Annotated in this window: 12 protein-coding genes; 11 read left to right on the top strand and 1 reads right to left on the bottom strand. The window is 36.0% G+C overall.

The features are described from left to right. Nucleotides 1-103: 103 nt before the first annotated feature. The 4 genes from RE628_RS25480 (at nucleotide 104) to RE628_RS25465 (ending at nucleotide 3,574) form a co-directional block, all read left to right on the top strand. Nucleotides 104-439, top strand: a complete 336-nt coding sequence (locus RE628_RS25480) for a helix-turn-helix domain-containing protein (RefSeq protein WP_309156040.1) — start codon at nucleotides 104-106, stop codon at nucleotides 437-439. Between the two features lie 773 nt (nucleotides 440-1,212). After that, the gene (locus RE628_RS25475; RefSeq protein WP_309156037.1) at nucleotides 1,213-1,398 is read left to right on the top strand and encodes a hypothetical protein; all 186 of its coding nucleotides are present in this window, start codon (nucleotides 1,213-1,215) and stop codon (nucleotides 1,396-1,398) included. A gap of 110 nt (nucleotides 1,399-1,508) precedes the next feature. Continuing rightward, complete coding sequence (locus RE628_RS25470) at nucleotides 1,509-2,963, top strand: tetratricopeptide repeat protein (protein WP_309156035.1); 1,455 nt, start codon at nucleotides 1,509-1,511, stop codon at nucleotides 2,961-2,963. Between the two features lie 338 nt (nucleotides 2,964-3,301). Then, nucleotides 3,302-3,574: a hypothetical protein gene (locus RE628_RS25465; protein ID WP_309156033.1), complete on the top strand. Its 273-nt coding sequence runs from the start codon at nucleotides 3,302-3,304 to the stop codon at nucleotides 3,572-3,574. Between the two features lie 374 nt (nucleotides 3,575-3,948). Here RE628_RS25465 and RE628_RS25460 read toward each other — a convergent pair whose 3' ends face one another. After that, the gene (locus RE628_RS25460) at nucleotides 3,949-4,434 is read right to left on the bottom strand and encodes a helix-turn-helix domain-containing protein (protein ID WP_309156031.1); all 486 of its coding nucleotides are present in this window, start codon (nucleotides 4,432-4,434) and stop codon (nucleotides 3,949-3,951) included. A 237-nt stretch (nucleotides 4,435-4,671) separates the two neighbouring features. Between RE628_RS25460 and RE628_RS25455 the strand changes: the two genes are divergently transcribed. The 7 genes from RE628_RS25455 to RE628_RS25425 all read left to right on the top strand — a co-directional run bounded on the left by RE628_RS25455 (nucleotide 4,672) and on the right by RE628_RS25425 (nucleotide 14,140). Then, complete coding sequence (locus RE628_RS25455; RefSeq protein WP_309156029.1) at nucleotides 4,672-5,520, top strand: TnsA endonuclease N-terminal domain-containing protein; 849 nt, start codon at nucleotides 4,672-4,674, stop codon at nucleotides 5,518-5,520. A gap of 190 nt (nucleotides 5,521-5,710) precedes the next feature. After that, complete coding sequence (locus RE628_RS25450) at nucleotides 5,711-7,399, top strand: TnsB C-terminal domain-containing protein (RefSeq protein ID WP_309156027.1); 1,689 nt, start codon at nucleotides 5,711-5,713, stop codon at nucleotides 7,397-7,399. Next, entirely contained in the window at nucleotides 7,393-7,878 is a 486-nt protein-coding gene (locus tag RE628_RS25445; RefSeq protein ID WP_309156026.1) for a hypothetical protein, read from the top strand. Before RE628_RS25450 ends, RE628_RS25445 begins: the two co-directional genes overlap by 7 nt. Beyond that, complete coding sequence (locus RE628_RS25440; RefSeq protein WP_309156025.1) at nucleotides 7,871-9,505, top strand: ATP-binding protein; 1,635 nt, start codon at nucleotides 7,871-7,873, stop codon at nucleotides 9,503-9,505. Before RE628_RS25445 ends, RE628_RS25440 begins: the two co-directional genes overlap by 8 nt. Before the next feature lie 157 nt (nucleotides 9,506-9,662). Continuing rightward, nucleotides 9,663-11,408 (top strand): TnsD family Tn7-like transposition protein, encoded by a 1,746-nt coding sequence (locus RE628_RS25435; RefSeq protein ID WP_309156023.1) that lies wholly within the window; start codon nucleotides 9,663-9,665, stop codon nucleotides 11,406-11,408. Between the two features lie 13 nt (nucleotides 11,409-11,421). Next, complete coding sequence (locus tag RE628_RS25430; RefSeq protein WP_309156022.1) at nucleotides 11,422-13,392, top strand: TnsD family Tn7-like transposition protein; 1,971 nt, start codon at nucleotides 11,422-11,424, stop codon at nucleotides 13,390-13,392. A gap of 349 nt (nucleotides 13,393-13,741) precedes the next feature. Next, nucleotides 13,742-14,140 (top strand): HNH endonuclease, encoded by a 399-nt coding sequence (locus RE628_RS25425; protein WP_309156021.1) that lies wholly within the window; start codon nucleotides 13,742-13,744, stop codon nucleotides 14,138-14,140. The last annotated feature ends 109 nt before the right edge of the window (nucleotides 14,141-14,249 follow it).

Here is a 14,249-nt window from a genome sequence, read left to right as displayed (position 1 = left end):
GATAGTACACCTAGAGAGCAGCCTGAAAGAAATAATTCAGGCTACTCTTTTTATAAGTAAAATTTCAATTTTATATGGACAATGAAAAGTGGCGGTGAAAAAGATGAGTGATATTGGATATAGAATTAAATGTATCCGAAAAGAAATGAAATTAAATCAATCGCAGTTTGCAAAAAGCATTGGGATTTCTCAAGGAAATCTAAGTGAAATTGAAATGGGGAATAGCAATCCTTCAGCGGAAACATTAATAGCAATTAGGCTCAACTATAATGTTAATTTAAATTGGCTGTTAACTGGCTTGGATATAGAAAATGGAGTTATATACGAAGATCAGGATGAAAAAAAATTGGTTAAGGTTTATAGAGAATTTAATGATTATGATAAAAATGAAATTTTGGAGATAATGGAACTGAAGAAGAAATTAAGATCGAATTCTTGAAACATATGCGTACCAGATAACGGTGTATCCCTTAATTTCATCCAAGGTATATTGGGTCATGAGAAGGCATCAACTACACCAATATATATCCTGCTCCGTGGTGGACACCGGAAGGAACTTTACCGCAGATTATTTTAGCTTGCATTAGCGGCGGTCCTAAATGATTGTCCGTCGTTAAACTAAAGGGCAGTTTAGTTTATTTCTGATATGCAGAATCGTCTTATAAATGACAGCTAAAAGTAAATCCAAGAAAAGTTATTTTTACAATTAGAAAAATAAAGATCAAAGGCTAAATCAGTACAAGGGTTCTTGCGATTGCTGTTAAAGCCTGATTTCTTATCGTATAGTAATTTAAAGGTTGAAATCGTGCTTTAAAGGCGACCACTGACATTTCTCCAGAATCTCTCCGCTTCTCTGCTTTTACTGCACGTAAAGTCAAGCACTGATTAAGGCTTTGAGCCAAAGTATTTCAAAGAATTTACTGGGAGGTTAAATGTGGATAATCCCTCTTATTTTAGTCCTCGATTGACTGGAGGAGCAAACGGGTCATTAGGTTATAATTACCAAGACTTATGTGCATTATTTTGTCTATTTGATAGTCTAAACCGTGGTATGTCTATAAAGAGCATAGGAATTGAAATGATTAACGACTTCTCCCTGCATTTGGAAGATACAATTATATCCGCCCAGGTAAAAAGAGTGGGCTGAGGCTAGCTGACATTAAACAACAGTTTCAGTATTCTTACAGAGCTTCTCACCATAAGCTTTCCATAGTGGCCACTCATTTTCATGAAGATGCCGAGCAATTAATTCGTAAACGAGATTTCTATCAGAATGCTATCCGTTCTGATTTGAGTTCGGTTATGAAAGAAAAGTTCACTGCCGACTTTCATATAGAACTCAAAAAACATAAAATGGAAGAGTGGGAAGATATTTTTTATCAAGTGAGTTTAAAGTAATTTCCGAACATAATGTTGACTCAATGGTATTTTTCAGCTTATGGACATGGTGCGACAGGAACAAGAAACAAATTAACATCCCGGACTGCTTAAACCACCTAAAGGTATTAATGCAACAATTAAGGGTTCAAAGAAATCAAATTTCATTGGACGATTTAATTAGGGTTGTGGACACATACTCCATAAAAAATGAGGATACTAAGGCTGGCCATTATATTTCAGGTGATACAGAGTTCTTTGAACCATCCAGCATACTATCCATATTAGGAGAAACCCAAGAAGATCTATTGGAACCTATAAAAAAGCAACTATTGCTGGCTAATGAGTATATCAAAGCAGAGCGATTTCAAGATGCACTGGACATTTACTCAGCACTTGCGATGCTTTACCACAAGGATAATATTTTTCTCCAGTGCGCCTTGTTACATGAAATGATGAATGAGTATTCTAACGCAATAGGTTACTGTGATCGTATTTTGAATATGACCCCTCTACATTATGAAGCTCACATGGTGAAGGGAGAATGCTTTGGTGAACTAAAAGAATATGCAGCTGCTGTGGTTGAATTTGAATTGGCTTTAACTTGTAAAGAAACGCCGGAAGCAAATTATAACCTCGGTTATAGTCATATGATGAATAACTCACATTCTAAAGCTATGATGTATTATAAGAAGTGCATAGAACTCGATGATTGCTTTAGTTCTGCACATTTAAATCTAAGCATATGTTATTTTCAAGTATCGATTTTAGAAGAGTCATTGTCTCATGTAAACCGTGCGATAGAATTGGAACCAGAAATGTATCAAGCCTATGGACATAAGGGTGAACTATATAGATTTTTACATATGTATGAGGATGCAATTTATTACTTTCAGCAGTGTTTATCGCGAGATAAGCTTAATTATCAAGCCTTGATTGGCTGTGCTATGAGCTATGCAGAACAAGGGAAAGTGTTGGAATCGCAAATTCATTTCTCGTTATTCTTTAACGAGTACAAGAATAGTTTTTTTCCATCAGATAGTCCCATTGGTACAATGGTAGGAATAGTAGATTTGGGATGGAAGCAGACGAAATTTATCATAGTAGAATACGTAGATATAAATAGTCTGAATGTTCATATAGCAGGCACAGTGCTAAATATTCCGTTACAAAAATCAAAAGCTCATATTTTCATTGGTGTTGCTGAACTTCGCTCACATGGTGAATCAATGTTGTATCCTCACGTAGGAAAGTTATATTCAGATCCACAGGAATTTCATCAAGTTGTAGGGGCAATAAAACAATATTCCGACTTGTTTCAATATTTCCATGAACCTAAGTATGTGGATTTTAACAATAATGTAAAGGTAAATATAAGTGAAATGGATTCTTATATTTTAATAGAAATGATTTTTGGTAACAGTTATTCTATTGTTGGTATGACAGATGGAAAAAATGGGGGCCTAGAGGCATTTTTCGATTACTATGAGAGATATGGTCAGTTTCGAATTCACCTTGAATGTGCTACTGAAATCTTCATAATTGATTGTCTTAAGGAAATAGAAATCACATGGTTAGAAAGATAAAACCCATAGCTTTATTTATATTGTCTTTGTTAGTCTAAATAACCTTATGTTCACACTGATGTTGTTAATCTAAAGTTAAGATTCTAACTTCAAAAAAATTATAGTATTTTGCTTAAAACTTTCGCTCTACTTTATTTCTCAGCATGGTTGTTATTATTTGCTTGTTTGCTTCGCTTCTTGATTTTCCGCCTTTTTACAGGTTGGGTGAACCGTAACATACATAGGTAAAATGTTGCTCATTCTGCTCCCTCGATAATACATTCGTTGTTGAAAGTATAATTGTTGTTATTTCTGGAGATGATGCATGAAAACAATAAATAGGAGGATAGTTTATCCGAATGGATTACTCCGAGATCTATGATCTTCACATTCAACTGCTTAAAGGATACGCTTCGCATAAAAGAAGAGGAGATTCGCCATTTCAAAGGGAGATAAATTACTATAGGAACCAGTTGCGCTTCGCTGAGGATGTAGTGCAGAGAATATTTGTTTTAAATCAACTAGTGAAGATACATGAGAAAGAGCGGGAGAATATGATTAAGTGGTGTTCGGAAGAGTACTTTTCACCAACAGAAAATCATAAAGACTCACAGAATGGGGCTAGTGGCTAGCCTATCGTCTGTGGGTCTTTTTTTATCTGTTATTATTCTATTTTAGATTCAATGTATATAATATCTAAGTATAGATAAAAATATTAACAGATACTAGTTGAAACTGTAATTAAGCAGTATAAAGAACAAAAGTATCTTTGAACAACGAACCCACATTCTTCAAAAGGAGAAAGTTCACGTGATAATTTGAGATTACAGAAGATATGGAACAAAAAATTAAGAGTTGGGATACATGCAACCCTGTTGATGTTGCAGGAGCAAAATTTGCTTACATTTTTAGTCCTACGGGGCTAGGATTGGTTATCAAGGTAGAGTGCGATGTATGTAAACGGATATTATACCTTACGGAAGAATTTTTGATCTAAATCAAGCTGCTAGAGGATAGAAGAATCCTCATCTAAGGTAGGAATAACATTAAGCAGTTCATCTTTGATTTCGTCCTCAACTTCTTTCATTCTCCTCATAGTAATTTCAATAACTGAAGTGAGCATTTGCTTATCTTTATAACTGATTTCTTTATTTTCTACAAATAGTGAAATACCGGAATTGATTAATTTCGGTAAGTCCCATGAGGCGCCTTTAACAAAAGCATAATCAATTTGCGGGAAAATTGATAATTGGCCGAATGGATCTCGAAAGTGCGGCTCTGGGAAATTGGATAAGCCGAGTAAGTAGTCTGACGAAACTTCGAGGGCGTTAGCTAAGGCAATAATTTGTGTCGGGTCCGGATTTGATTTACCTCGTTCCCAACTTGAAATTACATGTTTAGTTGTATTTGTACTAATTTTCTTACCTAATTCTTCTTGTGTCCATTCTCTAGATATCCGCGTGTTCTTTATTCTATCTCCGAGTACTAACATATGAACCCCCTAATGAGAATCATTTTTTATGAAAGTTATATTTGAAAATACGCGACGATCAATGCAAGGCATGGTTTAAAGATACCATATGTTTAACGAGTTGTAAAATATATTACAAAACTTATTGACAAGTGAGATTTTCATCTACTATTATTCATTGTAATAGATGAGTTTACTTGATTAATTATTTTGTAGTATAAAATGCCACTTTTGGAATTCAATGAAGGAGAATTATCTATGGCCAAAAGACGTCAACGTACCACTGCAGCAACTATTGCTAGACGGATTAAAGAAGGGAGAGGTCAAGGACATTTTAAGGAGTATAAACCTTGGTTAACTATTCACGATGTTCCATCGCTTGGGATTGTAACAAGAGTTCCAGGTTGGAAGAGTGGGCGTTTGCATCATTACTTCTCAGAACATTTTGAGCTTGCCCATCATTATCAGATGGAATGGGCGCTAAATGTCATCGATATCAGGGAACAATACCCGTTGCTCTCGTTAGAAAAAACGCTGTTTATTGCAGAAAAACTGGGCATAAGACATCCTGTTGATCCGAAAACCAAACATCCGATTGTTATGACCACTGACATGATGCTAACGATAAGGTCAGGAGAAGATGTTCGGTTTATGGCTCATTCCATCAAACCCTCTAACAAATTAAATCGCAGGGTATTAGAAAAACTTCAAATAGAGAAATGCTACTTCAAAGATTTGGGCATTGAATGGAGACTAATTACTGAGAAGCAAATTAACTATGATTTAGTAAAAAATGTAGAGTGGCTGCACTCATCCAAAGCTCTAGAAGAGACAACTTATTTAAACAATGAACTGATGTATGAGCTGGAGCCGGTACTCTATGAATGTATTAATAATCATAACAAGCCGTTAGCAAAAATCACTTTAGACATTGACCAGAAAAAGGATATACCAATGGGTACAAGCATGAATGCTGTTCGTTATCTAATTGCGAATCGTTTGTGGGAAGTTGATATGAATCAGCGGATCCTTCCCACACAAAAGCGATTAACAATTCAGGCAAATCATTTTCAAAATTGGAGGTCAAATCATGATGTATTTTGTTAAATGGACTGTCGAAGAGACGTTAAGTTCTATTCATGAGTCTGAGGATTGGAAAGAGGACTTTCTAATTAACCAACCGATACCGTTCAAAGTGACATTTGACTGTATGCTTATGGATGTATTTGTAGTTAACGATTCTAAAGAAGTTGTAAGACCCACTGTATCCGTTCTTGATGTTAGAGGGAGGATATAAATGAACATATTCATCAATAACTTGTTTGATAGGAGAGATACTGATTCGAAGCTTGTAGATTGTATAAGAGTGATATATTTAGACCCTTCCAAGGACTGCATCGTCACCTTTTCAATCATCAGAGAGAATGCACTTCCAGAGTACAGGCTGATTTCTTCTATAGAACAAGAAGTCTTTGACGGGACTCTGATAAAGCGTGAAGTTGACCCATACGCGAGATTTATGATTCCAGATGAAAAGCTTAATGAGAAGGAGATTTCAATCAGGGATGAGGCATGGAAGTTAATTAGAGAGCTTGTTGAACTAGAGCCCAATATATTCGATCCAAAAGAACGATATCAAATGATAAAAAATGAAATAGCTAAGACAAAGAAAAGTAAGAGGCTCTATTATAAGTATTTACGCTTCTACTGGGCAGGCGGGAAAATAGTAAATGCCTTACTTCCGAGGTTCAGGAAATGTGGAGGAGTTGGCGTTAAGAAAAATCCAACTGAAAAGATGGGAAGGCCAAGGGAAACCAGCAAATCTGTTGATGCTAAATATAACGGCGTAATAGTAAGTGCTGGTACTCGTAAAATTTTTGACACAGTAATCAGAGAGATCTATTTAAAAACAAACAGAAGAGACTCTGTGAGATTTACATATGTTGAAATGCTAAAGAAGTACTATCAGATCGGTACTGTAAAAAAAGGAAAATATGAGATACCTATTATACCTCCTGAACACGAACTGCCGAGCATGGCTCAGTTACGGTACCACATTCGGAAGAATTATACAAAGCGTAAGCAATTAATTGAAAGAGAAGGAGAAGTTACTTTTAATCGTGATTTTAGGCCATTGTTAGGATCAGAAACAAGAAAGGCAACCGGGCCAGGACAGATTTTCGAAATTGATGCGACAATTGCAGACGTATATCTAGTTAGTTCAGATGATACAAATCTCATTGTTGGCAGACCTGTTGTATACATTGTGGTTGATGTTTACAGTCATATGATTGTTGGATTATATGTCGGTTTTGAAGGCCCCTCATGGCTTGGTGTAATGATGGCTATTGAGAATACAGTTGAGAATAAGGTCGAATTTTGCGAACAGTTCGGTATAACGATCACTGAAGAAGAATGGCCTTGTCATCATATGCCCCAACACTTTTACGCTGATCGAGGGGAAATGGAAAGTAAGAAAGCTGATTCTCTTGGCAATGCTCTAGGAATTAAATTAAAGAACGCACCACCATATCGAGCAGATTTAAAGGGAATAGTAGAACAACAATTTCGCACTTTAAATCTCACTCTTCAGCCATGGATGCCTGGCGCTGTGAAGCAGGAATATAAGAAGCGGGGTGGCCCAGATTATGTATTAGATGCAAAGCTTACACTTAATGATTTTACAGAAATGATGATTGAAATGATCATTTACAGAAATAACCATCTTTACATGGAGTACTACCCATTAGATAAAGACCAAGCGCTGGATAAAGTTCGTCCAGTTGCTAAGGATTTGTGGAATTGGGGAGTAGCCCATAATCATTATCTGAAGGTAATTGACCCGGATATTGTCCGCTTAAATGTTTTGCCTGAAGCAACTGTAACGGTGAATCGAGAAGGGATATATTTTGAGGGAATGTACTATGGATCTGAAGAGCTACTCCTCCAAGGTGGGTTCATAAAGGGGGGGCGCCTAAGGTGGTAATTGCTTATGATAGAAGATGTATGAATCATGTTTATGTGAAAACGGATAAAGGCAAAGGAATGATTAAGTGCGATTTACTATCTAAATCTTCGCGCTTTATGAACCTAAGCCTTGAAGAAGTCAAATCTATAAGGTACGAAGAAAAGCTTGCTAGAGATTTGTATAAAACACCAGAACTTAATGAAGAAGTAGCTTTGAATACCAAGTTAGAGATGATAGCAAAAAAGGCAATTGATCGAAGTGAAGAGAATGAGGACAGTAGTTTAACTAAGGCTGAGCGAAAGGCTAATCTTCGAGGAAATAAGACAAATGAAAGAGATAAACTGCGAAAGGCTCAAGCTTATGACTTGGGAAAAGGAAATGATGTAGGGGAATATGATGTGGTTAATAATGTAGCCCCGATAGAAGTATATAAACCCAAGTCAAAATTAGGTCTTCTTGCAAAATTAAAAAACGAAGGAGTCCAAGATCATGGATAAGAAAAAAATAAAAAGTTCAACTACTTATCAGTATTCCCCTAGTCTTATTGGTAGACACGAAGAAGCCCAATATTCGGAACAATGTATCTCAGGCTATAAGGGGAATCCTTTTATAGAAGCTTTGCCACCCATCTTTGAGGAGGAGGAAGTAGCATTACAAATCAGGAAGTATCCTGATTATGATGTTAACGAACGTAAGCTTGGAAAACAGATGAGATTACACTTAATACAACAAATCTCTGACTATGTTGAGCCATTGCCTTCACATTTTCTTGCAGAGCAGAGGCTTTCGAGGCTAATGCACCATGGTTATAAAGCCCGAAATCCTTTTCTTCCAGAATATATTAGACAGTTTCATATCGGGTTTAAGGACATTCTTGATGGCGGAATTGGTCAGGCTGGAAAAAATATTGCTGGCATAAGATCTACAGCTGCAGCTTTTTCTATACTAGGTGTAAGTGGACAAGGAAAAACTACGACGATAGAGAGCTCACTGCTCCTGTATCCCCAAGTGATTCATCATTCGACATACAAAGGGCAACCTTTTATTCGTAAACAAATTGTTTGGCTTAAATTAAATTGTCCTTTTGATGGTTCATTGAAAGGTTTATGCTTCAACTTTTTGCAATCCGTCGATTCAATTCTGGGTACAGATTACTTTCAAAAGTTTGCATCTAAGGGTGCCTCGGTAGACATGTTGATTCCAATTATGGCCCACCTCGCCTCACTGCACGGTTTAGGAGTATTAGTAATTGATGAGATCCAAAACCTGAGCTTTATGAAGAGCGGTGGAGCTGCTAAAATGCTAAATTACTTTACGCAGCTAATTAATACAATAGGTGTATCTGTTGTACTGGTAGGAACATTTAAAGCAATGAAGCTCCTATCAAGTTCCTTCAGTCAAGCTCGGAGAAGTACAGGGCAAGGGGACATGATAATGGACCGATTGGTACAGGGAGAAGAGTGGGACTTTTTCTTAAATAGCCTTTGGAAATATCAATGGACCGCAACGGAAACCCCACTTAATTCGAAACTTAATAACAAGATGTATGAACTTTCACAGGGGATCATTGATATAGCTGTTAAGTTATATATGTTAGCTCAGTGGCAGGCTATCGAGGACGGAAATGATAAAGAAAAAATTACGGTTGGTCTCTTGGATGCAGTTGCTAAGCAGCATATGCAGCTTGTTCAACCTTTGCTAAAGATTCTAAAACGAAATGATCCTAATGCCTGGGATTTAATAGATGATCTATACCCTAAATGGGATGAGTTAGATCTATATCTACGAAATTCTGTTGAGAAGGTAAATATTCAAGGTGAGATTAGAAGTAAGATGTTACGGGATAAGAAGGTAGAACGGGGAGAGGACAAATATCTTGAACTCATTAAAACAGCTATTGATTTCGGAGTGAATTCTGATATAGCTCAGGAAATCTCAAATAAAATTATTCAATCTAACGAGGCCGACAAAGATATCGTGGATCTACGGAAACAACTTGTTAAAGAAATTATAAGAGATACTGCAAATGAAAAAGATAAAACTGAGGAGCAAGTTAAACCAAAGGGGAGCAAAAGAAGAAGCACCTACAAATACTTGATGAAGACGATCTTAGAAATGCAGTAATAGGTAATGTGAAGGATACAGAGGCTATATGTGAAAAATTAATGGATATAGGCAGTATGTCAACGGAAGATGATCTGTCAAAACTCATTATATAAGCCATTGTTGAGTACTAAGAATGCATGAAAAGGGGAAAACTAGCAATAGGATATCTGAGAGGATGATTCTATTGCTAGCCTATTTTCCGACTCTTTATGAAGATGAATTACTGTACAGCGGCATTGCTAGATACCATATAAACACTGGTAAAAAGAGCCAGAAACAAACTATTGAGGATCTCTTTGGTGATCGTTTGGTTTGTGCTTCTGCAGATTTGCCAAGTCATTTGGAGGCATTAGTTACGAGAATAGACAACCACTATTCTTCTGATCAACTGATACGAGATCATACTATTTTTCCGTATTATGCATATTTTATAAACCAAAGCAAGATTGAACATGTTGAGAAATTAATGAAGGAAGGCGCTGCTCAAGGTGCTATCCATGCTAGCTTAGGTTTGATGGCTACTAAAGTGAAAATGCCGAAATATCTTCAATTTTGCCGAGAGTGCTATAGAGAGGAAGTCGAGACGTGCGAACCCTACTGGCACCGGTCGCACCAAATACCAGGTGTAGCTGTTTGCCCGGTGCATAAGCAAACCCTTGTTATAAGCAAAGTTGAATGTAGTACTGAAAATCATAAATTTGAGTTTGTGGCTTTATCAAAGATAAAGGAAGATCAGTTTGAGGAATTGGGTATTGATACCAGTTGGAAGGGCAACCTTATATACATTGCTGAGCAATCGGTATCAATGCTGGCTTCTTCGTGTTTAAGAAAGAGCACTTTGCCAGCATATAAAAGTTTGTTGTACAAGAAAGGGTATTTAACACCAAAAGGAAGGGTAAAGTTCGAACGACTAATAAAAGAATTCCGGTTATTTTATACTGATAAGCTGTTACATCATCTAAACTGCGAAGTAACAGGAGCATCCGAAACGTGGCTGCATAAGATCATTAGAACTCCTGGTGAAATAATACATCCGTTGAGGCACTTATTGATCATGAAATTCCTTGGAGATATTCCAGATAATCTAGCAAATCATAGCGATTTACCGTTCGGTGAAGAGCCGTGGCCGTGTTTAAATAAGGCTGCAGGGCATTATCAGCTTGATATCATTGAAGAATGCAAAATATCTCGATGCAGTAATACGGGCCGACCGATAGGCACCTTTCATTGCTCCTGTGGATTTGTATATTCACGTACCAGTCCGGATCAATCTTTGGATGATAAATATCGGATTGGGCGGATAAAGGAATTCGGCCAGGTTTGGTATACGAAACTAAGGGAGGTAAATCAAGCTAACCTTTCTCTTCGGCAAAAAGCAAAAGAGTTAGGTGTTGATCCTGGCACAGTGAAAAATCAACTATTAGTAATGAAGAATTTCGATGTAAAGAAGTTGACTAAGAACATTGTAGAACAGCCTAAGCAAATTCCAAGAGTTGTTCCTGTGAAAATAGATGTTGAAAATCCTGAATTATCCACCAATAAACTAACAAGAATTAATTGGGAAAAAAGGGATGAGCTTTTATTAGATGCAGTAATAAAGGCGGTTAATCTTATAAATAATTCATCTATACCACAGAGAATCTCTGTGGCAGCTATAAAAAGGGCTCTTTCCAAAGAAGCCTTGTCGGAAACAGCTATAAAAAATCTGACCAAACTCCCTAAAACAAGTAGCTATATCAAAAAATGCATAGATACAACGGAGTCATTTCAAATCCGCAGAATAATTTGGGCGGCAACGAAATTAGAAGAAACAGAGGGAAGAGTATTAGGATGGAGACTACTCAAAACTGCGGGGCTTAATTATCCATTAATGAAAAGTGTGCAAAAAAAGTTTGATGAAATCATAAATTTTTCACCATAATGAGGGCTAACATATGATGGCAAATGAAATTAGCTTTTTTCCAACGCTGTATCCAGGAGAGGATTTCCGAAGTACAATATATCGTTATCATATATTAAGTAGAAACAAGGAGTTCTACGAAAGTAAGCTAGATCTTTTTAATGTCCATTCTAATAAAAATACTTTTTTTTCTAGGAATTTAGAGTATTTTATCTCTAGATTATCTAAAAATTCGAATTTAACAACTGAGTATATTTTAAATAACCATACGGTTTTTCCGTTTTATAAAGCCTTTATGTCAACAAAAAAAATAGATTTATTCTATGAAGACATAAAGTATGGGAGGAGTGAATCTTCGTCGTTTGCTGGAAGAATAGTTAATGCAACGGGGCCTAAATTATTATCCAAAGAACCAAAATATTGCCCTAAGTGTATGGAAAATGAGCTGAGTTCTATAGGAGAATGTTTTTTGCATATCGGACAACAATTACACTTTTTGGAGATCTGTTCTGAGCATGGTGTAAAGCTGATCTCTGAATGTCCTGTATGCGGGTTAAGGCTTTCAAATTTATGTGTTGATATTAGTCGGAGTTCATCTAATTGTATATGTGGGCATGAATTTACAAAGTGTGATGAAGTTAACTCTAACGAAATCCATGCTTTTCAAATGCTAATTGCAGATGAACTTTTTTGTATTGCTAAGAACAGGGATAAATTTAGTCAGGAGAAGATTTTGGAACAATATAATATTATTCTTTGGAATAAAGGCTACTTCCACGACTTTACTGGAGAAATTTCAAAAAAAAGTTTGTTGAGCGACATGATGAATTACTATACAGAAGAACAACTTCTTGCGATTGGTATAGACTCTGAGTATATATGTTCAATAGTGACTCAAAGAAACTTCTTAAGTAAGAATAATATGCATAACCATATCATTTTACATATTCTATTAATGCGGTTCTTGTGCGGAAGTATATCAAATTTTTTTGAAATTCATCCTGGATATTCGGTTTCTTTACCATTTGGACTAGGGCCTTGGAAATGTTTAAATCAAATATGCCCTGAACATAATCAACCTAGTATTATGTATTGTAACAGATACTATGCTTCTTCTATTTTTTATGGAGAGTTTCAATGTCGAGTTTGTGGCTTCACTTATGCTAAACGAATTTGCCTAAACAGATTGGCTGAAGACGAGGAACACTATAGCATAAGGTTTATGGGGCATATGTGGATTAAAACAATATGTGAATTGCGTGAGAAGGGTCATACTCAAAAAGACATAGCAAAAATACTCAAAGTAACCCCCTTAACGATAAATAAATATATTAAAAAAATGGATGAGAGTTCCGAAAAATTTGATGATCTGTATTTAAGGATGAGTAAAATGGAAGATTCAAATGCGATCCTTGAATTAATAGCTACGACCAAGGAAACATCCTCTACATCCAATTTTGAGGAGAAAATAAATAGATATCGAAAGAATATTACCCGCATTGTCTTAGATGGTTATAGCCGAACGGAGATACGATCAAAAGCTGCCACGGAATACAATTACTTGATTAAAAATGATAAACAATGGATGAAAGAACAATTACCAGCTCAAGGGTATGCCAAAAGGATTGATTGCGAAAAGTTAGATATTGAATTATCAAATTATATTGAGCAGGCAGCTAGAGAGGTTTACGCCTCAGATCCTCCTACCCGGATAAGGAGATTTTCAATTGTTAATGCATTACCTGAAAAACAAATAAATCAATATAATGGAAATAGAAAGAAATTACCCCGATGTACAGCTGCTCTAATTAAATTCGAAGAATCCCAAGACGAGTACCTAATCAGACATGCTCCTAAAATAGTGTCTCAATTATTAGATGCCAGATATCGTAATGTAACATTTAATAGCATTGTGGCAATTAGAAGTTCTTATCGTAATTGTTCTGACGAGGCGAGGCAGAAAATAGAGGAGATGTTGGTGCAGATGGGTATGGATATTGGATAGTTTGAAATATCGTAAGGAACAGAATAGAGTAAAGGCTAAATCACTAGGGGCATCTGCATTTAAAGCAAATATATGTTCTAAACATAAGATAAGTGATAATTTTGATAATAATAGATACTTAAACGTAGTGAAAAGATGACATGTGGAGGGATTATGTATGAGACGATGAAATATTTCCCTATAACGAATCGGTTAATTTGGTCCTATATTAGAACATGAAGATGATGAAGAATGCACAGGTTATAGTACTTGTAAAATTTGTTCGGATATTCGTGAGTATACAAATCATCTTGAAAGTTTAAAAAGAAAGGCAGTTCCTTATATTATTCATTCTGCATTTCATATTATTATGTTAAATAAAGCTTTTTTGGTTGATTTCCATACAAGGTTAGGTCAATGGGTTTTAGAAAATCATGATTTATTAAATCAGACCATTCCCTCGTTCATTACAAAAGCAGGTAGAATAAAGAGGATGTCAAACTGGCAGGCATGGCTTAAAAAGGGGATTTTCTTTCGCGACAAAGGGGTCTGCACAATTTGTAGGAATCCATTAAGTGGTGATCTATTTCTTGGCATTGATCCTGATATGGATCATATAGTTCCCTTATCACTGTATGGAACTAATGACCCCTCAAACATTCAAATTCTCTGTAACGTATGCAATAATTCTAAACGCGATTATTCAAGTGCTACATCTTTTTTTGATATACCATATTGGAATCTCGAAGATGACAATGGATTAATTTAGAATTTATTTTCTTCTATAACCCCCTTAATAAGATTTTGATGCGAATTTTTCAATATAGATAATTGCCCACTTGCTTCATTTAGCTGGCGGGCGATTATCTATTATATAG

It is taken from the genome of Paenibacillus sp. D2_2 (genome assembly GCF_031199965.1).
GTDB lineage: Bacteria > Bacillota > Bacilli > Paenibacillales > Paenibacillaceae > Fontibacillus.
The sequence above is the reverse complement of the archived record's forward strand: the minus strand, read 5'-3'. Positions and strand labels throughout refer to the sequence as shown.

Coding starts and splice junctions, on each gene's coding strand:
- RE628_RS25470 (WP_309156035.1), top strand. CDS start 1,509: ATGCAACAATTAAGGGTTCAAAGAAATCAAATTTCATTGGACGATTTA.
- RE628_RS25460 (WP_309156031.1), bottom strand. CDS start 4,434: ATGTTAGTACTCGGAGATAGAATAAAGAACACGCGGATATCTAGAGAA.
- RE628_RS25435 (WP_309156023.1), top strand. CDS start 9,663: ATGATTCTATTGCTAGCCTATTTTCCGACTCTTTATGAAGATGAATTA.
- RE628_RS25440 (WP_309156025.1), top strand. CDS start 7,871: ATGGATAAGAAAAAAATAAAAAGTTCAACTACTTATCAGTATTCCCCT.
- RE628_RS25455 (WP_309156029.1), top strand. CDS start 4,672: ATGGCCAAAAGACGTCAACGTACCACTGCAGCAACTATTGCTAGACGG.
- RE628_RS25450 (WP_309156027.1), top strand. CDS start 5,711: ATGAACATATTCATCAATAACTTGTTTGATAGGAGAGATACTGATTCG.
- RE628_RS25430 (WP_309156022.1), top strand. CDS start 11,422: ATGATGGCAAATGAAATTAGCTTTTTTCCAACGCTGTATCCAGGAGAG.
- RE628_RS25465 (WP_309156033.1), top strand. CDS start 3,302: ATGGATTACTCCGAGATCTATGATCTTCACATTCAACTGCTTAAAGGA.
- RE628_RS25425 (WP_309156021.1), top strand. CDS start 13,742: ATGTTAAATAAAGCTTTTTTGGTTGATTTCCATACAAGGTTAGGTCAA.
- RE628_RS25480 (WP_309156040.1), top strand. CDS start 104: ATGAGTGATATTGGATATAGAATTAAATGTATCCGAAAAGAAATGAAA.